The organism is Chryseobacterium sp. SIMBA_038 (assembly GCF_046535115.1).
In the GTDB taxonomy this organism is placed as follows: domain Bacteria; phylum Bacteroidota; class Bacteroidia; order Flavobacteriales; family Weeksellaceae; genus Chryseobacterium.
On record NZ_JAWRXH010000001.1, the window covers coordinates 450,805 to 473,569 of the forward strand.

The window sequence follows — 22,765 nt, forward strand, 5'->3', positions numbered from 1 at the left end:
TGTAGAAAAAATGAGTAAATTAAAAATTGCAATCCAAAAAAGCGGTCGGCTTTACGAAGATTCCTTACAACTTCTGAAAGACTGTGGTATTTTCGTCAACAACGGAAAAGATCAGCTTAAAGTTTCGGTAGATAATTTTCCGATGGAGATTATGTACCTGCGAAACTCGGATATTCCTCAATATTTGGAAGACGGGGTGGTAGATATTGCCATCGTTGGGGAGAATCTTTTAGTAGAAAAACAAAAAAAGATCGACATTATTCAGGAGCTTGGATTTTCAAAATGCCGTGTCTCACTTGCAGTTCCTAAAGAGGTTGAAACGAACGATTTGAGCTATTTTCAGAATAAAAAAATCGCTACTTCTTATCCCAATACCCTTAAAAAATTCTTGTTAGAAAATAATGTTTCAGCGGACATCCACGTTATTTCAGGTTCTGTAGAAATTGCTCCGAACATTGGTTTGGCAGATGGAATTTGTGATATTGTGAGCTCTGGAAGCACTTTATTTAAGAACGGACTAAGAGAAACGGTTACCTTATTGAAATCAGAAGCGGTGTTGGCTAAAACGCCAAATCTCAATCAGGAAAAAGAAATCATTCTTGAAAAATTCTTATTCAGAATTCAATCTGTTTTAAAAGCGAAAAATTCAAAATACATTTTGATGAATGTTCCCAATATAAAGATTGCGGATATTTCTAAAATACTTCCGGTGCTTAAAAGTCCGACGGTTATTCCCTTGGCAGAAGAAGGCTGGAGTAGTATTCATTCTGTGATCAACGAAGATCGTTTCTGGGATGTTATTGATGAATTAAAAGAAAATGGAGCGCAGGATATTTTAATTATTCCAATCGATAAAATGGTGATTTAATATGAAAATTTACAGATATCCCAATCAGGAAAATTGGCAGGAACTTACAAAACGACCGGCTTTTACAAGAGAAGAAATTTCGAAAACAATCATAGATATTTTCTCAGAAGTAGAGAAAAATGGAGATAAAGCATTGCTTGAATTTAATAAAAAATTTGATTCTGCAAATATTGAAAATATTACAGTTTCAACGGAAGAAATTCAAAATACAGAAAGCCTAATTAGCGAAGAATTGAAAGAAGCTATTCAACAAGCTAAAGAAAATATTACAAAGTTTCACGCTTCACAGCAGTCTGAAATTGAAAAAATTGAAACGAAAAAAGGAGTGGTTTGTTGGAGAGAAAATCGGGCGATTGAAAAAGTAGGAATCTATATTCCGGGAGGGACAGCGCCTTTGTTTTCTACCGTTCTGATGTTGGCAATTCCGGCTCAGTTGGCGGGTTCTAAAGAGATTATTTTATGTAGTCCGCCAGATAAAAACGGAAACATTAATCCTGCGATTTTGTATGCTGCTCAACTCTGTGGTGTTTCAAAAATATTTAAAACGGGCGGTGCGCAAGCTATTGCAGCGATGACGCTGGGGACAGAAAGTATTCCTAATGTTTATAAAATTTTTGGACCTGGAAATCAGTTTGTTGTTGCCGCAAAAGAATATGCTCAAAATTATGGAGTAGCGATCGATATGCCTGCAGGGCCAAGTGAAGTTTTAGTGATTGCTGATGAGCAGGCCATTCCCGCATTTTGTGCAGCAGATTTACTATCACAGGCGGAACATGGAAGTGATAGTCAGGTTATTTTTATATCAACGGAGGTGAAAGTTTTCAACGAAACGATTGAAGAAATTGAAAAACAGATCAAAGAACTTCCAAGAAATGAATTTGCACAACAATCATTGAATAACAGTCATTTTATTCTTTTAAATACCATCAAAGAAGCAATAGAATTCAGCAATTTATACGCTCCGGAACACCTTATTTTAGCCTTAAATGAATTTGATAACTATATTCCTCAAATTCAAAATGCCGGTTCTGTTTTTCTAGGAAATTATTCATGTGAAAGTGCCGGAGATTATGCAAGCGGAACCAATCACACGCTTCCCACCAACGGTTTTGCAAAGAATTACAGTGGAGTTTCTTTAGACAGTTTTGTGAAGAAAATTACGTTTCAGTACTTGTCGAAAGAAGGACTTCAAAACTTAGGAAAAACAATAGAAATCATGGCAGAGGCGGAAGGATTATTCGCTCACAAAAATGCCGTAACCATCCGATTAAATCAATAAAAAATGAAACAATTTACCCTAAATAATTTCGTTCGAAAGAACATTTTAGCATTACAGCCTTACATCAGTTTTAGAGATCATAATGAATTCAGCAATCCTGTTTTATTAGATGCCAATGAAAGTCCGTTTGGAGAATGTAACCGTTATCCGGATTCGACTCAGAAAAAGCTTAAAAATAAATTGTCTGAGTTTAAAAATATTTCATCTAATCAAATTGCTGTGGGAAATGGGAGTGATGAATTGATTGATTTAATTATTAAAATTTTCTGTGAGCCTAAAAAAGATTCAATCTTAATGATGAATCCTTCATTTGCGATGTACGGATTTTATGCCACAATTAATGAAAACACAGTGGTAAAGCTTGATCTAGATGAAGATTTTCAAATCAAAAAAGAGGAGTTCTTAAAAGTTACCCAGAACATTCAAACAAAAATTTTCTTTTTATGCTCTCCAAACAATCCTACAGGAAACAGCCTTGAAGATATTGAGTTTTATATTCAAAATTTTGATGGAATTGTTGTGGTGGATGAAGCGTATATTGAATTTTCAGATCAGAAATCGAGTCTCGAACTTCTTGAAAAATATAGTAACCTTATTGTTCTTCAAACGTTTTCAAAAGCGTGGGGAATGGCGGGAGCAAGAGTGGGAATTGCGTATGCCAGTGAAGAAATTATTAAGTTGATTAATACAGTAAAAGCACCCTATAATGTAAATTATTTAAGTCAGGAATTGGTTCTAAATGTGATTGATAATAAAGATCAATTCAATCAAAACTTGAATAATATTTTTGAAGAAAGAGAATGGTTGAAAAATGAATTTCAAGGTATAAGTTGTATTACAAAAGTCTTTCCTACACATGCTAATTTCTTTTTAATCGAGTTTGAAGACGTTGAAAAAGTATATGAAAATCTTTTGGATAAAGAAGTTTTAACAAGTAAAAGAACTCCTCAAATTCCCAATTGTATCAGAATTAATATTGGAAACAGAGATGAAAATATTCTGTTGATTCAGGCTTTAAAACAGTGTGAAACCTACAAGGTTTGATAGCGTTAAAAAATTAAGAAAATGAAAGTTATTTAAAAATGAAAAAAGTATTATTCATAGACCGCGACGGAACATTGATTATTGAACCTCTAACGGATTTTCAGGTTGATTCCTTAGAAAAACTGGAGTTTTATCCAGGAGTATTTCAAAACCTTTCAAAAATAGCCAAAGAACTGGATTATGAATTGGTCATGATCACCAATCAGGATGGTTTGGGAACCGAAAGTTTTCCTTTTGATGATTTTATTAAACCTCAGGAAAAAATGTTGAAAGCATTTGAAAATGAAGGTATAATTTTCAGTGATATCTTAATTGATAAAAGTTTTGAGCATGAAAATTTACCCACAAGAAAACCTGGAATTGGAATGCTTGGGAAATATATTTACGGAGATTATGATTTACAAAATTCCTACGTAATTGGCGATAGAATCACGGATATTCAATTAGCGGAAAATTTAGGCTCAAAAGCAATTTTTATTAATAAAATTCAATATGAAAATGCTGAATTGACAACTGAAAATTGGTCTGAGATCTATCAATTTTTAAATCAAAAACCAAGAAAATCGAAAGTTTCAAGAAAAACGAATGAAACTCAAATTGACATTGAAGTTAACCTTGATGGAAAAGGGAATTCTGAGATTTCAACAGGATTGCATTTTTTTGATCATATGTTGGAGCAGATTTCAAAACACGGAAATCTAGATTTAAAAATCAAAGTAAATGGTGATTTACAGGTTGATGAGCATCACACTATCGAAGATACAGGAATTGTGTTGGGAGAAGCAATTCTTCAGGCTTTAGGAAAGAAAAAAGGGATTGAGAGATATGGTTTTCTGCTTCCGATGGATGATTGTCTGGCTCAGGTCGCGATAGATTTTGGAGGGAGACCTTGGTTGGTTTGGGAAGCTGATTTTAATAGAGAAAAGATTGGTGATGTTCCGACTGAAATGTTTTATCACTTCTTTAAATCTTTCACCGATTCTTCTAAATCTAATGTAAATATTAAAGTTGAAGGAGATAACGAGCATCACAAAATTGAATCTGTTTTCAAGGCCTTTGCAAAAGCTATAAAAATGGCGGTAAAACAGACTGATGAAAACTTTAATTTACCTTCTACAAAAGGAAGTCTTTAATATGATTGCAATTATAAAATATAACGGAGGAAATGTTCATTCGGTGCAAAATGCATTGAATAGATTAAATGCAGAATCAATAATTACTGATGATTTTGAGCTAATTCAAAAAGCTGATAAAGTAATTTTCCCAGGAGTTGGAGAAGCTTCTTCTACGATGAATTTATTAAAAGAAAAAGGTCTGGACAAGTTGATCCCAAATTTGAAACAGCCTGTTTTGGGAATTTGTTTGGGGATGCAATTAATGTGTAAAAATAATGAAGAAGGAGACACTGAAGGATTAGGGATTTTTGATATTAATGTAAAGAAATTCCCACCAAAAGATATTGTTCCTCACATGGGTTGGAATACAATTTCAGAGATAAAATCTCCATTATTTTCAGGAATTGAAAAAAAAAATGATTTGTATTTTGTTCACAGTTATTATTGTGAATTATCAGAATATACAACTTCGGTTTGTGATTATATTTTGCCTTTTAGTGCGTCTTTGCAGAAGGATAATTTCTTTGCAACCCAATTTCACCCTGAAAAATCAGGAAAAATTGGAGCTGAATTATTAAATAACTTTTTAAAACTCTAAATATGAAAATTATTCCTGCTATTGACATTATTGACGGAAAATGTGTTCGTCTTTCAAAAGGTGATTACAGCACAAAAAAAATATACAATGAAAATCCTGTAGAAGTTGCGAAAGAGTTTGAAAGCTTTGGAATTAAATTCCTTCACTTGGTGGATTTGGACGGTGCAAAATCTAAGCATATTGTCAACCAAAAAGTACTGGAAAGTATTGCAAAAGAAACCAATTTATCTATTGATTTTGGAGGTGGATTGAAAGCAGTAAAAGATATTGAAATAGCTTTCAATTCTGGCGCTAAACAAATTACGATTGGAAGTATTGCAATTAAGAATCCTGAATTTTGTTTTGAATTAATTGAAAAATATGGTGCAGATAAAATTATTCTGGGCGCCGATTGTGATAATCGAAAGATAAAAACTTCAGGCTGGCTGGAAAGCAGTGATAAAGACGTGATTGATTTTATTCTTCAATATCAGAAAAAAGGAATTCAGCAGGTTATTTGTACTGATATTTCAAAAGACGGAATGTTACAAGGTCCATCAACAGAGCTTTACAAAGAAATTTTAGATAAAACTTCTGCTCAATTAATTGCAAGCGGCGGAATTTCATGTATTGAAGATGTTCAAAAAATGAAAGAAATTGGTTGTGCTGGAACTATCATAGGAAAAGCAATTTATGAAGGAAAAATAGAATTAAAAGAACTTCAAAAATTCATTGAAAATGCTTAAAAAAAGAATAATCCCTTGCCTGGATATCAAGGATGGAACAACGGTAAAAGGAATTAATTTTGAAGGATTAAGAAATGCAGGAGATCCTATAGAACTGGCGAAAAGGTATGAAGAAAACGGAGCCGATGAATTGGTTTTTCTTGATATTACCGCCACGATTGAAAAGAGAAAAACATTCATTGAATTGGTGCAAAATATCTCTAAAGAACTGAGTATTCCTTTCACGGTTGGAGGCGGGATTTCTTCCATTCAAGATGTACAAAAACTATTGGAAGCGGGAGCGGATAAGATTAGCATCAATTCATCTGCTGTGAAAAATCCTCAGTTGATTTCTGACTTGGCCAAAGAGTTTGGAAGTCAGTGTATTGTTGTGGCGATTGATACCAAATTTATTAATAATTCGGATTGGGTTCATGTGAAAGGCGGACGAGAAATAACCAATTTGAAAACAATAGATTGGGCAAAAGAAGCAGCAGATTTAGGTGCAGGCGAAATCCTACTGACCTCTATGGACGGTGACGGAACGAAAAATGGTTTTGATATAAGAATAACAAAATCAGTTTCTGAAAATATCAATATTCCCGTGATTGCTTCTGGAGGTGCGGGGAAAATTGAAGATTTTGGAAATGTTTTCAAAAAAACGAAAGCGACAGGCGCTTTGGCAGCGAGTATTTTTCATTTTGGAGAAGTGAGCATTTTGGATTTAAAACAAGAATTAAGTAATCAAAAAATTGAAGTAAGATGGTAATAGATTTCAGTAAAACAAACGGATTAGTTCCCGTAATTATTCAGGATAGCAGAAGCTTACAAGTGTTGATGTTGGGATATATGAACGAAGAAGCTTTTGAGAAAACAGAAAAAGAAGGAATTGTAACTTTTTTTAGCCGTTCTAAAAACAGACTTTGGACGAAAGGTGAGGAATCCGGTAATTTTTTAAAGGTTGAAGATATTCAAATTGATTGTGATAGCGATACTATTTTAATTAAAGCTATTCCTAAAAATGTGGTTTGTCACACGGGAAGTTTCAGTTGTTTCGGAGAGAAAGAAGCAAAAGGTTTTTTATATGAATTGGAAGCTAGGATTTCTCAAAGAATTGATGATAAAGTAGAATCTTCTTACACCTATTCACTCTTTCAAAGAGGCATTAATAAAGTAGCTCAAAAAGTAGGAGAGGAAGCCATAGAATTGGTGATTGAAGCTAAAGATAATAATGATAATTTATTTAAAAATGAAGCCGCAGATTTGTTATATCACTTTTTGATTTTATTAAAAGCTAAAGGTTTTTCATTAGAAGAAATTGAACAGGTATTACAAACTCGCGATAAATAAAAAACTCGCTAAAAAAGCGAGTTTATATCTTAAATTTTCATTTTTACCTTTCAATCAAAACCTTTCTAACAACCGTCTGACCATCAGCTTTAAATACTCCAATATAAGCTCCATTAGCTAAACTAGAAGTATTAATCTGTGTTTTATTTCCTTCTTTTATCAAAGTATGGCCAATCAAATCTGTGATCTCAAAACTGAAATCTTTCACTTTGCTGGGTACTTCAATATGAAGAGCATCTTTTGCCGGATTTGGATAGATCTTTACAGATTCTAAATTATTTGCCGGAACATCTCTTGTTCCTAAAATTGTTGTAGCTGCCACCGCAAAATGTTGAAGTGCACCAACCGTTGCTTTTCCAACATTGTAAATATAAACAGGATCTGTATTGGCAAAAGTATCATTTGCCGTGTGCGGATAATTACTTCTAATTTTTTCAAAATACCCCGTAATTACTTCACCTTTAGTTTCAAAAGGAATATAATCTGTATCTTCTGCTTCGTCAATATCAGTTAAAAGAGGAGAATAAAGACCTGTAAGTGTTACCAATTCCTGAGTTGCAGCAACACCGGCAGCTGTATTATTCGCATTTCCGCCCATGTCTTCGTCGCAGTAAATGGTATTATTGTTATTTCCCATTTTCCCGCCAACCTGATCCAGATTAAAGACTAATTTTATATCTAAAACACGGGTACTTCCCTGATAAGCCACTGTATTTGCATAGTGCTGACTTCCTCTCAATCCTTGTTCTTCACCGGAAAAGTGAATAAATTTAATAGAATATTCCGTTGGAACATCCTTTAAAATTCTTGCAGCTTCCAAAATAATTGAAGTTCCACTTCCATTGTCGTTGACTCCGGGACCAACAATACTGTCGAAATGTCCACAGATAATTACATATTTATTAGGATAAACTGTTCCTGTTTTAGTTATTACTAAATTTTTTGAACTTGTTCCACTAAAAGTAAACGGATCTTCTACAACCTGACTGGCAGAATATCCAAAAGATGCATACTTATTTTTAAGCCAATTTAAGGCATTTGCATTCGCTACAGAACCAGTAGTTTTAACTCCCAAATTTGAAAAATCCTGTAAATTGGTCGTAATATTAGTCTGCGTAACCATATTGGCACGATCCTGATAAGCCTGAATAAAACTTTGAGCCTGTAAACCGTAAGTTGCTAACGAAAAGAGTAGAAAAGTAGATAATTTTTTCACTTTTATATAAAGTTTTAAATATTTAATAATTCAGCAAATGTAGATAATTAAAAAATCCCGAGCAAAAAACTCAGGATCAATTAATTATATTATTGTAATGTAATTACTTTTCAATGATTACTTTTCTTGTAACGCTCTCATTATCTGTCTTCACCGTACATAAATAAGTTCCATTTACTAAACTTGAAACATTTATTTTTGTTTGATTTTGTACTGAAAATAACGTACGACCGCTTACATCTGTAATTTCAAGGCTAAAATCTTTCACCTTTTTTGGTAGTTCAACATTTAAAACATCTTTTGCCGGATTTGGATATACTTTTACAGACTCTAAACCTTGAGATGAAGTCTCGTTTACACCTAAAATTGTAGTTGAAGCAACCGCAAAATGTTGAAGCGCACCAACTGCAGCCTTTCCAACTTTAAAAACATAAGTAGGATCTACATTGGCAAATGTATCATTTACCGTATGCTCATTATGACTCTGTGGAGTTTCGTAGAATCCGGTAATGATATCTCCGTTCTCTTCAAAGGGCATATAATCTGATGAATAGGCATTAGACATCACCGTTTGTAATGGCGAATATAGAGTAGTACAAGCCGCTAATTGCTGTGTAAACGACAATGATGCCGCATTATTTCCAGACTGGCCAGCCTGATCGCTTTCACATTTTATTGAATTGCTCGGGCTCGATAATTTACCTCCAACCTGATCGATATTGAAAACTAATCTTACGTCTAAATCACGAACTCCATTTTTGAAAACAACGTTATTCGCATAATGATCACTTCCATAAAGTCCCTGTTCTTCTCCAGAAAAATGGATGAATTTCACAGAATATTCCGTAGGAACATCTTTTAAAATTCTAGCCGCTTCTAAAATAATAGAAGTTCCGCTTCCGTTATCACTTACTCCGGGACCTGTGATGGTATCATAATGACCACAAATAATCACATATGTATTAGGATAAACCGTTCCTGTTTTTGTTATGATAAGATTTTTAGAACTTAAACTTCCTACTGTAAAAGGATCTTCTTCCATCTGGCTAACCGTGTAACCGTAAGACAGATATTTATTCTTGATCCAGTTAAGCGCATTGGTATTGGCTACAGAACCTGTAGTCTTTACACCAAAATTTCCAAACTCTTGCAAGTTTGTCGTAATATTCGTCTGAGTAACCAAGTTTGCTCTGTTTTGATAAGCCTGAATAAAACTTTGAGCCTGCAAACCGCAAGTTGCTAACGAAAGGAGTAGAAGAGTAGATAATTTTTTCACTTTTAAATAAAGTTTTAAATATTTAATAATTTAGCAAATGTAGATAATTAAAAAATCCCGAGCAAAAAACTCGGGATTTATATTGATAACAAAAAATTTTACATTATTTTACTTGATCTACAACAGCTTTGAAAGCTTCAGGATAGTTCATAGCTAAGTCAGCTAAAACTTTTCTGTTAAGCTCGATGTTGTTCTTTTTAAGAGCTCCCATAAACTGAGAGTAAGACATTCCGTGCTCTCTAGCTCCTGCGTTGATACGCATGATCCAAAGTGATCTGAAATTTCTCTTTTTCTCTTTTCTACCACGGTAAGCATATTGCATTGCTTTTTCCACGGCATTTTTAGCTACAGTCCAAACGTTCTTTCTTCTACCGAAAAAACCTTTAGCTTGCTTAATAATTTTCTTTCTGCGAGCTCTTGAAGCTACGGCATTTACTGATCTAGGCATAATTTAAATTGTTTTTTTGAAAAGGGCGGTAAACTGTTTCATTACACTTATCTGCACCATTCCAGGGTTAAAATATTGAATTGTTATTCTTATAAACCGAATAAGGATTATAAAAACTACTGAATTGCTAATTGACGCTTAACACTTTTTTCGTCCACTTTTGCAACATAAGAAGTTTGCGTAAGATTTCTCTTTTGCTTAGTTTCTTTCTTTGTCAAGATGTGGCTTTTGAAAGCATTTTTTCTTTTAATCTTACCAGTTCCGGTAAGTTTAAAACGCTTTTTAGCACCTGATTTCGTTTTTAATTTTGGCATTTTTTTGCTTTTTATTGTTTTGTTATCAATATCTGTATTGGTTATCCCTAAAGACATCTAGGAATAATAGTTTGCAAAGATACAAAAAAAATCAATCCAAACTAAGATTAGTTATATTGAAATAGGCTGTTTTATCAATGAAAACAGCCTATTATTAAAATTTTCTAATAAAAATCGTCAACGTCTATTTCCGCTATTGTTTTTCTTTCTACATTATTTCCGCCCAAAATAAGTTTAATTCTTATTCCCGTAGGAACCATTGCTCCACTTTTTGAATAAAGTTGAAGCTTGATATGCGGATTTGACACATTCTCGCTAACTGAACTGTTTGTATGCCACAAAGGGTTGCCGTTATTGTAAATTACCAGATTTCCATCATTCTGTGCAATTAGCCAAGGAGTTCCGGAATCTCTATGAGTATTTGTACTCCACAGCGCACGCGTAAAACCAGGTCTGTCTTGATATAAAACTAGGTTACTATCACCTTGCATCTCTAATCTATAAGTATAAATATTATGTGTAAAGCTGATTGATTGGCCTGGATCTAGTCTTTGAGGATGATTAGTTGTTTCTTTAATAAAAGTTAAATTAACTAGAGAAATACCACGTGAAGCATTATTTTCATTCGTCTGTAATTTTCCATTTTCTACATTCACATTATCCATAGTATCATCTTGAGTACAAGAAGATAAAAGTAGCGCAAGACTTAAAAAAGTCAATAATTTTATTTTCATATAAATTTTTAAGCTGCAAATATAAGAATTACATAAATTAAATCACACTAATGTTATTTAATTTAGCATAATTGACCAAATACTAAAAACAAAAAACCTCAAATTGCTTTGAGGTTTATATTTTAAAGAATAGATCTTAAATCTATTAAAATTATTTTGCTGGTTTTTTAGGACTCATCATCATAATCATTCTCTTTCCTTCAAGTTTAGGTAGCTGATCTACTTTTCCAACGTGCTCTAATTCCTGAGCAAGTTTTAGAAGTAAGATTTCACCCTGATCTTTAAAGATAATCGAACGTCCTTTAAAAAATACGTAGGTTTTCAATTTTGAACCTTCTTCCAAGAACTTTTCAGCATGTTTTCTTTTAAACTCATAATCATGGTCATCAGTCTGAGGTCCGAAACGGATCTCCTTTACTACCACTTTTACTTGCTTAGCTTTAAGTTCTTTTTGTTTTTTCTTTTGCTCATATAAGAATTTTTTGTATTCTAATATTCTTGCAATAAACGGTTCTGCCTTATCGGAAATCACTACAAGATCCAATTCCTGATCCGAAGCAAGCTGTCTTGCTTTGTCGATTGGATAAATTCCCGGCTCTACGTTATCGCCCACTAAACGAAGCTCTCTCACACGAATTTTATCGTTGATCAAGTGTAAGTCCTCCTGTACAGGACGTCTTTGTGGGCCCCTGTTGTTAAATCTTTGTGCTATTGTATTAAATTTTATTGGTTAACTTTCTATATGGCAATAATTTATATTGCCGATTCTTTTTTAAAATAATTGACGAAATCTTCCATTTTCATCACTCCAAGATCTCCTTCTCCACGTCTTCTCACAGAAATCGTGCCATCTCTTTCCTCATTTTCACCTATAACCAGCATGAATGGGATCTTGTTTAATTCTGCATCACGGATTTTTTTACCCGCTTTCTCATTTCTGTTATCAATCTGACCGCTAATATCGTGATTTTCTAAAAATTGTGAAACTTTTTTCGCATAATCTGCATATTTTTCACTGATTGGTAGAATTATGAACTGCTCAGGGCTTAACCATAATGGGAAATCTCCTGCAGTATTTTCTAATAAAATCGCGATAAAACGTTCCATAGAACCAAATGGTGCTCTGTGGATCATTACCGGTCTGTGTTTTTCATTATCGCTTCCGATATAATGAAGATCGAATCTTTCCGGTAAATTATAATCTACCTGAATAGTTCCTAACTGCCATTTTCTTCCTAAAGCATCCTTCACCATGAAATCCAATTTAGGGCCGTAGAATGCAGCCTCACCATATTCAACAACGGTTTTCAAACCTTTCTTTTGAGCAGCGTTGATGATTGCACTTTCGGCTTTTTCCCAATTTTCATCAGAACCGATATATTTTTCTTTGTTATCAGGATCTCTTAAAGAAACCTGAGTCACAAAATCTTCAAATCCTAAAGATTTAAACACATAAAGCGTTAAATCAATTACCTTTTCAAATTCTTCCGAAAGCTGATCCGGAGTACAGAAAAGGTGAGCATCATCCTGAGTAAATCCACGAACTCTTGTTAATCCGTGAAGCTCTCCACTTTGCTCGTATCTGTAAACAGTTCCGAATTCTGCATATCTTTTCGGCAAATCTCTGTAGCTCCATTGTGAAGTTTTGTAGATTTCACAGTGGTGAGGGCAGTTCATCGGCTTCAGTAAGAATTCTTCTCCTTCATTCGGAGTTTTGATCGGCTGAAAGCTGTCTGCACCATATTTATCCCAGTGACCAGAAGTTACATACAATTCTTTTGAACCGATATGTGGAGACATTACGAATTCATAACCTCCTTTTTTCTGAGCAACAGAAAGGAAATTTTCCAATTTTCTTCTTAAAGCAGTTCCTTTTGGCAACCAAAGTGGTAAACCGGCACCTACTTTTTCAGAGAAAGCGAAAATTCCAAGTTCTTTACCTAATTTTCTATGATCCCTTCTTTTAGCTTCTTCTAATCTTTCAAGATACTCAGTCAATTCTTTCTGTTTAGGGAAAGAAATACCATAAACTCTTGTTAATTGAGGATTTTTTTCACTCCCTCTCCAATAAGCTCCTGCTGCATTTAAGATCTTCATTGCTTTCACAATTCCTGTGCTAGGAATGTGACCTCCACGACATAAATCTGTGAAGTTATCGTGTGTTACAAAAGTGATTTCTCCATCATTAAGATTAGAGATCAACTCAACTTTGTAAGGATTATCTGCGTATGTTTTTAATGCTTCTTCTTTAGATACAGGGTATAATGAGAATGTTGAAGCTTTTTTAGCATTTTCCAATACTTTCTTTTCAATCTTCTCAAAATCTTTTTCAGATAAAACTTCGTCACCGAAATCTACATCATAATAGAAGCCACTTTCGATCGCCGGACCGATTGTTAACTTAGCATTTGGATAAAATTCCATGATAGCCTGCGCCAAAAGGTGGGCAGAAGAATGCCAGAAAGCTTTCTTTCCAAGATCGTCATTCCAGGTTAACAACTGTACCGTAGAATCCGTGGTTATAGGTGTGGTGATCTCTACTTGTTTGTTATTAACAATTGCGGAAATGGTGTTTCTAGCCAATCCCTCGCTTATAGATTTTGCCACATCTAAAGGAGTAACTGCTCCTTCAAATTCTTTGACACTATTGTCTGGAAGTGTAATTTTTATCATTGTTTACTAAGAAATTTTAAGTTGCAAAAATACGCATTTTTTATTTAAAAAGCGATATTAACGTATATTTGAAGCAATATTTAATGCTAAAGGTAAAGAAAAACTTTTTTAATTTTCTATAAATAATTTACACTCTCATTATGAATGACTTAAATATCGACTTACACTGCGATTTATTATACTATTTATTAAGACCGGATTCAAAAACCGATGATAAACAAGTGAAATGCTCACTACCTTATTTAAAAGAAGGCCATGTAAAGCTTCAGGTAATGGCTATTTATACAGCAACGGGAAAGAATAGTATAGCAGAAGGTGTCAAACAAAGTGAAATTTTCGCAGATTTATTAAAAAGTGAAGATTTTTTTCTTTTTGACACTAAAAATTACAGCAATATTGAAAATCAAAATCGAGTAGGAGTTCTTGCTTCTATTGAAAATGGGTCCTCATTTTGTGAAGAAGATACTGATTTGGATATTGGATTTAAAAACCTTGAAACGATCATTGAAAATACTCAAAAAGTTTTATATATCGGGCTTACCCACCATTCTGAAAATCGTTTTGGTGGTGGAAATAATTCTGAATTAGGTTTAAAAGACGACGGAAAAATTTTAATCGATTATATAGCAGATAAGAAAATAGCGATCGATTTGGCTCATACAAGCGATCAATTAGCGTATGATATTCTTAATTATGTTGATCAGAAAAATTATAAAATATCCATTCTTGCAAGTCATTCCAACTATAGAAATGTATACAAAAATAACAGAAATCTTCCTGATGAATTGGTTAAAGAATTGATTAAAAGAGAAGGTTTGATCGGACTTAATTTTATCAAAGATTATATTGATCATCACCATCCTGAACGATTTTACGAGCATATTCAGTACGGTTTGGACTTAGGTGCCGAAAATTGCATTGCGTATGGAGCAGACTTTTTCTTTGACGATGAGCATCCCGACCAATCCCGTTATCCTTTTTTCTTTGATGAGTTTAAAGATGCAACAATGTATAATTCGATTAATAAAAGAATAGCAAAGGATTTTTCACCTGAAATAATGGAAAAAATAAGTCATAAAAATGCTTTGAGTTTTATTGAAAAACTATGGAAATAACTTTTAAAATGGCGGTTTATATTTTTTTAAACCGTCATTTTAACTTTTTCTTTTATATTTTACCCTTCTTTTTATAATTTCTATCACATCTATCTGCTGAACTTTAGACTGTACCCAACCGTGGATGTCAATATAGAATAATGATCTTCTATAGTATTCGTTTTTAGAAAATTCATCCAGCTTTTTATTAAATGATTCGAAGGCTTCCTTTCTTTTATTTAAAAATAATCCATTAAGATTTTTAAAAAATGTAATGCTTTCAAAATGAAATTCTTCCGGCTTTTTCATTTTAAGCGCAAATTTTAAGGTTGCTTTTATAAATTCGTCATAATCTTCATCATTTCCCGATTCATATTTCGACATTAAAATAAGAATTCTGGTATGAAACAATAAATCTTCCTGTACACTTCCTTTAGATTCGATGATCTTCATAGAATACAAGATGGATTCTTCATATTTTTTGCTTCCAAAGAACATAGCCGCCATCTTTAAATAAAGGATCATAAAATGGTGCTCGTCAATTTTATCGCGAAGTTTATCCATTTTAAGCTCTATTTCCGGAATAAGCTTGGTACCCGTGAAAAATTCACCTTTTATAAAGTGAATATTCATCAGTGTATTGTAATGTGTAAGAAAAATAAGGGACTGCAGGTTTTCATTTTGTACAAAAATTTGTGACTGAACCATTTTGTTAAAATGCTCAAACTGTTTCTCCAACACATCAATATTACCATAAAGGAAAAGAATTTTAAGCAGATAAGTGTTTCCTTTAATATACCAAACGGGATGGCTGGCGATCATTTCAGGATTTTGATGAAATAATTCAACCCACTGATAGGCATATTTTAAAGTATATTTATAATTCTGCAGTAATTGATTCTTCCACACATGCGCCTTATAATACCATAACTTTTCGGTAAAATTAAGTTTAAACGGTTTTATATTTTTAATCTGTGAATTAAATATTTCTAAGATTTCCTCCCGGTCTTTATCATTTTTTACGTAGCCATGAGTAAGCATTTCACTGTATAATTTCAATGAAAGATTAGAAAGCTGCGTTGTATATTGGTTTTGCTTACTTACGGCATTAGATTGCCTGATTAATTCTTCAGCTCTTCCGGCAATACTTCGTGTAATAAACTGTGATTCAATTACTTTTTCAAGATCGATAATTTCTGACGCGATACTTTTTTCATCTAATTCCAGGGCGGTCTGCTTGGTTTTATCTAATATTTTTAAAGCCTGTTTGTAAAGTCCTTTCTGATAAAGAATATTGGCGAAATCCAATTGCTCACGAAGCTGAATTCTAAAATTTTGATGACTTGGATTCAGGCGTAAACTTACCAAAAGCTGTTTGTAGAGATGAGCCTTAAGATTAGAAAGCTGTTGTTTCGTCGAAATCTTTTTTCCTATAATAATGCTCTCATCATATTCATTCATTTTGTCCAATTCTGAAAAAAGTAACAGAAATTTAGCATCGATATTAATTCCTAGGCGATTAACATAGAGCTTAAATTGTCGTTTTTCGGAAGTTGTTAATGATTTAATAAGTACAAATAAAAAATCTTTCTGTAATTCTGCCATTGTAGATTTTTATGATATAATTATTTGATTATTAGTTTTTTGTGTTTAAAATTTCATCATTTGAATATTGTATTTTTTTGACAAAATCAAAATCAAAGAACAATTCAATCTTTAGTTTTGAATCAAAATTAAGTAAAAAACTTCATTATGAATTCCGAAAAAATTGAAATTTTTGATACCACATTGCGTGATGGAGAGCAAGTCCCTGGCTGTAAATTAAATACAGAACAAAAATTAGTTATTGCCGAAAAACTGGACGAGCTTGGAGTAGATGTTATTGAAGCTGGTTTCCCGATTTCAAGTCCCGGAGATTTTCATTCTGTTTCAGAGATTTCAAAATTAGTAAAAAACGCAAAAGTTTGCGGACTGACAAGAGCTAACAAAAAAGATATTGAAACTGCAGCAGAAGCGCTGAAATATGCCAAGAGACCTAGAATTCACACGGGAATAGGAACTTCGGATTCCCATATTCAATATAAATTCAACTCAAATAGGGAAGATATTATAGAACGTGCCGTGAACGCTGTAAAATACGCGAAAACCTTTGTAGAAGATGTAGAATTTTACGCAGAAGATGCAGGAAGAACAGATAACGAATATTTAGCAAAAGTTTGCGAAGAAGTAATTAAAGCAGGCGCAACCGTCCTCAACATCCCTGATACAACGGGTTATTGCCTTCCTGAAGAATATGGCGCCAAGATCAAATATTTAAAGGAAAATGTAAAGGGAATTGATAAAGCCATACTTTCCTGCCACTGCCACAATGATTTGGGATTAGCAACTGCTAATTCAATTTCGGGAGTTATCAATGGTGCCCGACAAATTGAATGTACCATTAATGGCTTAGGTGAAAGAGCTGGAAATACAGCGTTGGAGGAAGTGGTAATGGTTTTAAAACAGCATTCACATTTAAAATTACATACTGATATCAACTCCAGAATGCTCAACTCAATAAGTGTTCTGGTTTCTGATCTAATGGGAATGGCTGTACAACCCAACAAAGCAATCGTTGGTGGCAATGCTTTTGCTCACAGCTCAGGAATCCACCAGGATGGGGTCATTAAAAACAGGGAAACTTACGAAATTATTGATCCTGCAGAAGTGGGTGTAAATGCGTCATCAATCATTTTAACAGCCAGAAGTGGACGTTCGGCTTTAGCTTACAGATTCAAGCATATTGGTTTTGATGTTACTAAAAACGAGCTTGACTTTTTGTATGAGGAATTTTTGAAAATTGCCGATATGAAAAAAGAAGTTAAAAACGATGATTTAAATGCAATTATCGAAAAAGTTACCAGAAAAATAGGATAGACCTCTCATAACGTTAATAGACCTTTAAATGAATAATTATAAAACACTTTTTGATAAAGTCTGGGATGCTCACGTTGTGGAAACGATCCCAAACGGTCCTCAAATTATATACATTGATAAACACTTGATCCATGAGGTAACAAGCCCACAGGCTTTTGCCGAATTGGAAGCCAGAAATCTGGAAGTATTCCGTCCAAAACAGATTGTTGCGACAGCAGATCATAACGTTCCGACATTAGATCAGGATCAGCCGATCAGGGATGAATCTTCAAGAAATCAAGTAGAACAACTCACAGAAAACTGCAAAAAAAATCATATTGAATTATACGGTTTAGGACATCAATATCAGGGAATTGTTCACATTATTGCTCCCGAATTAGGAGTTACACAGCCCGGAATGAGTATTGTTTGCGGAGATAGCCATACTTCAACACACGGTGCTTTTGGGGCGATTGCATTTGGAATTGGCACGAGTCAGGTGGCACAGGTTTTTGCGAGTCAGTGTTTATTATTGAATAAGCCGAAATCAATGAGAATTACCGTTAACGGTGAATTAAATAAAAATGTTCAGCCTAAAGACGTGATTTTGTATATCATCTCAAAAGTTGGAACAGACAGCGGAACAGGCTATTTCTGTGAATATGCCGGAAATGTTTTTGAAGAAATGTCAATGGAGGGAAGAATGACTGTCTGTAATATGAGCATTGAAATGGGAGCCAGAGGCGGAATGATTGCTCCTGATGAAACCACTTTCGAATATGTAAAAGGAAGAACTTTTGCCCCGAAAGGCAAAGAATGGGAAGAAAAAGTAGAATATTGGAAGACATTGAAAACTGATAATCAGGCTGTTTTTGACAAAGAATATTCATTTAATGCTTCAGAAATTCATCCGATGATCACGTACGGAACCAATCCGGGGATGGGAATTTCAATTAATGAAACAATTCCTGTTCCTCAAAATGAATCAGAAGTAAAAGCGCTGAAATATATGGGTTTAAAAGCTGGTCAGCCACTTTCTGATATTAAAGTGAATTATGTTTTTATCGGAAGCTGCACCAATGCCCGAATTGAAGATTTCCGTTCTGCGGCTCAATATATTAAAGGAAAAAATAAATCGGAGCAGGTTCAGGCCTTAATTGTTCCGGGTTCGCAACAGGTAGTAAAGCAGATTTATGAAGAAGGACTCGATAAAATTTTCAATGAGGCAGGATTCCAGATCAGACAACCGGGATGTTCTGCGTGTCTCGCTATGAATGACGATAAAATTCCGGAAGGTGAGTACTGTGTTTCTACCTCAAACAGAAACTTTGAAGGCAGGCAAGGGCAGGGAGCGAGAACCATTTTGGCTAGTCCGCTCACTGCTGCAAAAGTTGCCATTGAAGGACGAATTTCAATTTTTGAAAATTTAAATTAACAACAAATGATGAGAGAGAATGCTGTTTTTGTAAATGTAAATCCATCATATTCTCAAAGACAGTTTTTACTTTTATTTACGATAAACAAATGCAAAAACTAGTTACATTACAATCGCGTGCCGTGCCTATGCCGGCAGAAAATATAGATACGGATCAGATTATTCCGGCAAGATTTTTAAAAAGTATCGATAAAAAAGGTTTTGGAAATAATCTTTTCAGAGACTGGAAATATGATGTTCATACGTATGAGCCGAATCCTGATTTTGTTTTAAATAATCCAAAATACAGCGGAGAAATTCTGGTTGCAGGCAATAATTTTGGATGTGGAAGCAGCCGTGAACATGCTGCCTGGGCATTAACCGATTTTGGATTTAAAGTTATTCTATCCAGTTTTTTCGCGGATATTTTTAAAGGAAATGCCCTCAACAATGGATTGCTTCCCATAAAAGTTTCAGAAGAATTTTTAAAAGAAATTTTAAATGAGATCACAGAAAATCCCGAAAGTGAGATTGCCGTTGATGTAGAAAAACAAACGATCACTTTTAAAAACAAAACAGAAAATTTTGAAATTGATTCTTATAAAAAAATATGCCTTTTAAATGGCTATGACGATATTGATTTTTTAATCAGCAAAAAACAGGCGATACAAGAATTTGAACTAAAAACACAAATAATATGAGCAGAAATTATTTTAAAATAGCAGTACTTCCCGGAGACGGAATTGGTCCGGAAGTAACCAATGAAAGTGTGAAAATATTGAATGCGATCGGTAGTTTATTCAATTATAGCTTCGATTTCAAGTACGGAATCGTTGGTGCTGATGCTATTTTCAAAACAGGAAATCCATTACCAGACGATACTCTGGAGCTTTGTAAAACTTCTGATGCAGTTCTTTTTGGAGCCATCGGAGATCCTTCGTTTGATAATAATCCTGATGCGAAAGTAAGACCGGAGCAAGGGCTTTTGAAACTTCGTAAAGAGTTAGGTCTTTTTGCGAATATCAGACCTTTGAAAACGTATTCTTCACTTATTTCAAAAAGTCCGTTGAAACAGGAAATTATTGAAGGAACAGATATTCAGATCTACAGAGAATTGATAAGCGGAATCTATTTTGGTGAAAAATTTACTGAAGAAAATGGAGCTTATGCCTATGATGTCTGCAGGTACAACAGAGAAGATATTACGCAGATTGCTCATTTGGCTTTTCAGGATGCGCAAAAAAGAAGGAAAAAAGTAACCCTTATCGATAAAGCGAATGTGTTGGACACTTCCAGATTATGGAGGAAAGTGTGTAAGGAAATCGCGGAAGAATATCCTGATGTTACATTAGATTTTATGTTTGTAGATAATGCAGCGATGCAGTTGATTCTTGATCCGAAACAGTTTGATGTTATTTTAACGGAGAATATGTTTGGAGATATTATTTCTGATGAAGCCAGTGTTATCGGAGGTTCAATAGGTTTGTTGCCATCAGCTTCGATTGGAAATTCGAGTGCATTATTTGAGCCTATCCATGGTTCTTACCCGCAGGCTAAAGGAAAAGGAATTGCCAATCCTATTGCCTCTATTTTGAGTGCTGCCATGATGTTGGATCATTTAAAATTAGAGGATGCCGCTCATAAATTAAGACAATCTGTAGAGTATACAATTGAAAGTAAATATGTTACTGCTGATCTTAATTCAAAACAATCATATTCAACGAGTGAAGTAGGAGATTTTATCGTTGATTATATTAAATATTCTGAAAAAACATATTACAATTTTGAGAATATTAAAATCGGAAAGTCTACCATCGTGTAATATACTATACGTTTGATATTATTTTTTTTTTAAAACAAAAGTCTGCCTCTTTCGAAGCAGACTTTTAATTTTATTGATCTGTATTATCCGTTTTTCCTGTTTTGTTTTTAGAAGCTTTTTGAATGTCTTCTTTATCAATATCAGGCGGATTTGTTTTTTTCGAAGAAGCAGGAATATCAGGAAAATCCTGATTTTGCTTTTTTGATTCTGCAGAATTTGTAGATTCTTTCTTTTTGTTATCGTCTTTTGAATTCATAGCTTTAAATTTTTAAAGTCCTAAAATACCTAGCTGACCGGTTTTGTCTTCTATAGTATAATTCAAAGCCTTTGCCAAAACGAAAATATTATTAAGATTTTCCATTAATTGTTGACGTCCTTCGTTTCTTAGCTTATTTTGATCAATAGATTTCAAAGCAGCATCTTTTGCTTTTTGAGTAACATTTTTAATGTCTTTCTCAGAAATTCTATTGAAAAAAGAGTCGTCAAGAGACTGTATTTCAACACTTGGAGTGATTCTTATATCTGCATTGGGTAATTCTGTGATAATCAATTTTTTATTAATAGAATCAACCTCCATTTTCATTTTGTTTAAATCATAGGAAACTTGCGCATTAGTCTTCGTATAAGTAATAATGCTGTTGCTCGAAACTTCACTTCCGAACACTTCGTAACCCATCTTGGTTTTCTGCATCGAAGAAACATCCTGCTCCAAAACAACCATTTTATTCATTTTGGAAATTTGGTTCGTCAGAATATAATAATCTGATTTTTCCGTTTTTCCGGTAAGATTTAAACAAGATTTAAGACCAAAGAAGAGAATCAACATGATCGCAACTCCTGCTAAAAATGGTAATATGATTCTATTATTTCTCAATATCTATTTTTTAAATATTTCTTTTATTACAGATTTGTCGTCTTTCTTTAAAATTTCAACCAAATCTCTTTCAATATAACCTGTTGTAGGCATTTCTATTATCCTTCCAATTTCCTTGCCATATTTTTGAACAATAATGGTAGGCACTTTCTGAATATTATAAAGCCCTTCCTCACCAGAAGGCGATTCTTTTTTACGGTTTACGGCAATAATGGTTAATTTTCCTTCAGGATATTTCACTTCTTCCAAAATCTTCATTAATCTTGGAAAATCTCTGTGACTGTCTTCGCACCAAGTTCCCATGAAAACGGTGATATTGTAAGAATTTATTTTATCCTTTCTAAGTTCACTGATCGCTTTTTGGTCAATCGCATATTCGTCATGCTCTTTCACATACCAATCTGCGTAAGGCGCTTTTGTAAACTGATCTTTAGTTTGGGTTCCTAAAAGCATTTTTCCATCCTTAGTCGTTTCAACTTCGCGGTTCACCACTACTTTTTGAGCGCTGAACTGCTGAGTTGCAAAAACCAAGCATGAAATGGTAACAACATTTGTGATTATTTTTTTCATATTATTTTTCGATAATTGTTTTTAAATCGGCAGGAGAGTAGTATTTGTTTTTCAATACTTTATGATCTGCCTGTCTGTAAACATTGAATTTTTCTCCTGATTTTTCATAGAAAGATTCAACTTCTTTTGCTTTATAAAACTCAACCGTTTCCTGTGCCTGTTCTTCATTATCACAAGCTTTAGACATATTGGAACGCTGAACTTCGTTGAATAGCTCTACAAATTTGTTGCCAAGTCCAAATTCTAATACTGCACCACTCAAAACATATTGCAAATCGCAAAGTGCATCTGCAATTTCTACAATGTCATTATCTGCGATCGCTTGTTTTAATTCGTTTAATTCTTCCTGTAAAAGCTCAACTCTAAGGTTACATCTTTCCGGAGAAGGAATTTGTGGATTATCTAAAATAGGCGCTTTGAAAGTTGTGTGGAATTCTGCTACTTGGTTCAGGCTGTCAATTTTTTCCATGAAATTTT

At 33.7% G+C, this 22,765-nt stretch carries 25 protein-coding genes; 13 read left to right on the forward strand and 12 right to left on the reverse strand.

Annotated elements, in window-relative coordinates; translation table 11 throughout:
• Positions 1–10 precede the first annotated feature (10 nt).
• Genes hisG through hisIE form a run of 8 tightly spaced genes read left to right on the forward strand, consistent with a single transcriptional unit; the run spans position 11 to position 6,958 of the window.
• Positions 11–868 (forward strand): ATP phosphoribosyltransferase, encoded by an 858-nt coding sequence (hisG, locus tag SB689_RS02010; RefSeq protein ID WP_410690449.1) that lies wholly within the window; start codon positions 11–13, stop codon positions 866–868.
• 1 nt (position 869) lies between these two features.
• On the forward strand, positions 870–2,147 hold the full coding sequence (gene hisD / locus SB689_RS02015) for a histidinol dehydrogenase (RefSeq protein WP_410690451.1): 1,278 nt from the start codon (positions 870–872) through the stop codon (positions 2,145–2,147).
• A 3-nt stretch (positions 2,148–2,150) separates the two neighbouring features.
• Positions 2,151–3,191, forward strand: coding sequence for a histidinol-phosphate transaminase (gene hisC, locus SB689_RS02020; protein WP_410690453.1), 1,041 nt, complete (start codon positions 2,151–2,153; stop codon positions 3,189–3,191).
• Between the two features lie 38 nt (positions 3,192–3,229).
• Positions 3,230–4,324 (forward strand): bifunctional histidinol-phosphatase/imidazoleglycerol-phosphate dehydratase HisB, encoded by a 1,095-nt coding sequence (gene hisB / locus SB689_RS02025; protein ID WP_410690454.1) that lies wholly within the window; start codon positions 3,230–3,232, stop codon positions 4,322–4,324.
• A 1-nt stretch (position 4,325) separates the two neighbouring features.
• Positions 4,326–4,904 carry an imidazole glycerol phosphate synthase subunit HisH gene (hisH, locus tag SB689_RS02030; RefSeq protein WP_410691278.1) on the forward strand — a complete coding sequence of 193 codons (579 nt, stop codon included), beginning with the start codon at positions 4,326–4,328 and terminating at the stop codon, positions 4,902–4,904.
• Positions 4,905–4,906: 2 nt separating this feature from the next.
• A complete protein-coding gene (gene hisA / locus SB689_RS02035) occupies positions 4,907–5,629 on the forward strand; it encodes a 1-(5-phosphoribosyl)-5-[(5-phosphoribosylamino)methylideneamino]imidazole-4-carboxamide isomerase (protein ID WP_410690455.1) in 723 nt (240 codons plus the stop codon).
• Complete coding sequence (gene hisF, locus SB689_RS02040) at positions 5,622–6,377, forward strand: imidazole glycerol phosphate synthase subunit HisF (protein WP_410690456.1); 756 nt, start codon at positions 5,622–5,624, stop codon at positions 6,375–6,377. Before hisA ends, hisF begins: the two co-directional genes overlap by 8 nt.
• Positions 6,371–6,958, forward strand: coding sequence for a bifunctional phosphoribosyl-AMP cyclohydrolase/phosphoribosyl-ATP diphosphatase HisIE (hisIE, locus tag SB689_RS02045; RefSeq protein ID WP_410690457.1), 588 nt, complete (start codon positions 6,371–6,373; stop codon positions 6,956–6,958). Before hisF ends, hisIE begins: the two co-directional genes overlap by 7 nt.
• Positions 6,959–7,001: 43 nt before the next feature.
• Here the strand turns inward: hisIE and SB689_RS02050 are convergent, their stop codons facing one another.
• The 7 genes from SB689_RS02050 to thrS all read right to left on the reverse strand — a co-directional run bounded on the left by SB689_RS02050 (position 7,002) and on the right by thrS (position 13,619).
• Positions 7,002–8,174, reverse strand: coding sequence for a M28 family peptidase (locus SB689_RS02050; protein ID WP_410690459.1), 1,173 nt, complete (start codon positions 8,172–8,174; stop codon positions 7,002–7,004).
• Positions 8,175–8,277: 103 nt separating this feature from the next.
• Entirely contained in the window at positions 8,278–9,450 is a 1,173-nt protein-coding gene (locus SB689_RS02055) for a M28 family peptidase (RefSeq protein ID WP_410690461.1), read from the reverse strand.
• 103 nt (positions 9,451–9,553) lie between these two features.
• Positions 9,554–9,898, reverse strand: coding sequence for a 50S ribosomal protein L20 (gene rplT, locus SB689_RS02060; RefSeq protein ID WP_054508924.1), 345 nt, complete (start codon positions 9,896–9,898; stop codon positions 9,554–9,556).
• 116 nt (positions 9,899–10,014) lie between these two features.
• Entirely contained in the window at positions 10,015–10,212 is a 198-nt protein-coding gene (gene rpmI, locus SB689_RS02065; RefSeq protein WP_072406970.1) for a 50S ribosomal protein L35, read from the reverse strand.
• 164 nt (positions 10,213–10,376) lie between these two features.
• Complete coding sequence (locus tag SB689_RS02070) at positions 10,377–10,877, reverse strand: hypothetical protein (protein ID WP_410690462.1); 501 nt, start codon at positions 10,875–10,877, stop codon at positions 10,377–10,379.
• Between the two features lie 220 nt (positions 10,878–11,097).
• Positions 11,098–11,598, reverse strand: coding sequence for a translation initiation factor IF-3 (infC, locus tag SB689_RS02075; RefSeq protein ID WP_410690464.1), 501 nt, complete (start codon positions 11,596–11,598; stop codon positions 11,098–11,100).
• A gap of 101 nt (positions 11,599–11,699) precedes the next feature.
• Entirely contained in the window at positions 11,700–13,619 is a 1,920-nt protein-coding gene (thrS, locus tag SB689_RS02080; protein WP_410690465.1) for a threonine--tRNA ligase, read from the reverse strand.
• A 140-nt stretch (positions 13,620–13,759) separates the two neighbouring features.
• On the opposite strand from thrS, the gene SB689_RS02085 reads away from it, so the two are divergent.
• Positions 13,760–14,734, forward strand: coding sequence for a dipeptidase (locus SB689_RS02085; protein WP_410690467.1), 975 nt, complete (start codon positions 13,760–13,762; stop codon positions 14,732–14,734).
• A 39-nt stretch (positions 14,735–14,773) separates the two neighbouring features.
• Here the strand turns inward: SB689_RS02085 and SB689_RS02090 are convergent, their stop codons facing one another.
• Positions 14,774–16,318 carry a hypothetical protein gene (locus SB689_RS02090; RefSeq protein WP_410690468.1) on the reverse strand — a complete coding sequence of 515 codons (1,545 nt, stop codon included), beginning with the start codon at positions 16,316–16,318 and terminating at the stop codon, positions 14,774–14,776.
• Between the two features lie 147 nt (positions 16,319–16,465).
• On the opposite strand from SB689_RS02090, the gene SB689_RS02095 reads away from it, so the two are divergent.
• The 4 genes from SB689_RS02095 to leuB all read left to right on the forward strand — a co-directional run bounded on the left by SB689_RS02095 (position 16,466) and on the right by leuB (position 20,844).
• Positions 16,466–17,629 (forward strand): 2-isopropylmalate synthase, encoded by a 1,164-nt coding sequence (locus SB689_RS02095; RefSeq protein WP_410690469.1) that lies wholly within the window; start codon positions 16,466–16,468, stop codon positions 17,627–17,629.
• A 28-nt stretch (positions 17,630–17,657) separates the two neighbouring features.
• Positions 17,658–19,043, forward strand: a complete 1,386-nt coding sequence (gene leuC, locus SB689_RS02100) for a 3-isopropylmalate dehydratase large subunit (protein WP_410690470.1) — start codon at positions 17,658–17,660, stop codon at positions 19,041–19,043.
• An 89-nt stretch (positions 19,044–19,132) separates the two neighbouring features.
• On the forward strand, positions 19,133–19,723 hold the full coding sequence (leuD, locus tag SB689_RS02105) for a 3-isopropylmalate dehydratase small subunit (RefSeq protein WP_410690471.1): 591 nt from the start codon (positions 19,133–19,135) through the stop codon (positions 19,721–19,723).
• Complete coding sequence (gene leuB / locus SB689_RS02110) at positions 19,720–20,844, forward strand: 3-isopropylmalate dehydrogenase (RefSeq protein WP_410690472.1); 1,125 nt, start codon at positions 19,720–19,722, stop codon at positions 20,842–20,844. The genes leuD and leuB overlap by 4 nt, the downstream gene beginning before the upstream one ends.
• A 70-nt stretch (positions 20,845–20,914) precedes the next feature.
• On the opposite strand, the gene SB689_RS02115 is transcribed toward leuB, so the two are convergent.
• From SB689_RS02115 to SB689_RS02130, 4 genes are read right to left on the reverse strand one after another with little or no spacing between them, the layout of a single operon-like run.
• Positions 20,915–21,100, reverse strand: coding sequence for a hypothetical protein (locus tag SB689_RS02115; RefSeq protein ID WP_410690473.1), 186 nt, complete (start codon positions 21,098–21,100; stop codon positions 20,915–20,917).
• Between the two features lie 12 nt (positions 21,101–21,112).
• Positions 21,113–21,718, reverse strand: a complete 606-nt coding sequence (locus tag SB689_RS02120; RefSeq protein ID WP_410690474.1) for a DUF4230 domain-containing protein — start codon at positions 21,716–21,718, stop codon at positions 21,113–21,115.
• A 3-nt stretch (positions 21,719–21,721) separates the two neighbouring features.
• The gene (locus tag SB689_RS02125; protein WP_410690475.1) at positions 21,722–22,288 is read right to left on the reverse strand and encodes a TlpA family protein disulfide reductase; all 567 of its coding nucleotides are present in this window, start codon (positions 22,286–22,288) and stop codon (positions 21,722–21,724) included.
• A 1-nt stretch (position 22,289) separates the two neighbouring features.
• The gene (locus SB689_RS02130) at positions 22,290–22,757 is read right to left on the reverse strand and encodes a hypothetical protein (RefSeq protein ID WP_410690476.1); all 468 of its coding nucleotides are present in this window, start codon (positions 22,755–22,757) and stop codon (positions 22,290–22,292) included.
• Positions 22,758–22,765 lie beyond the last annotated feature (8 nt).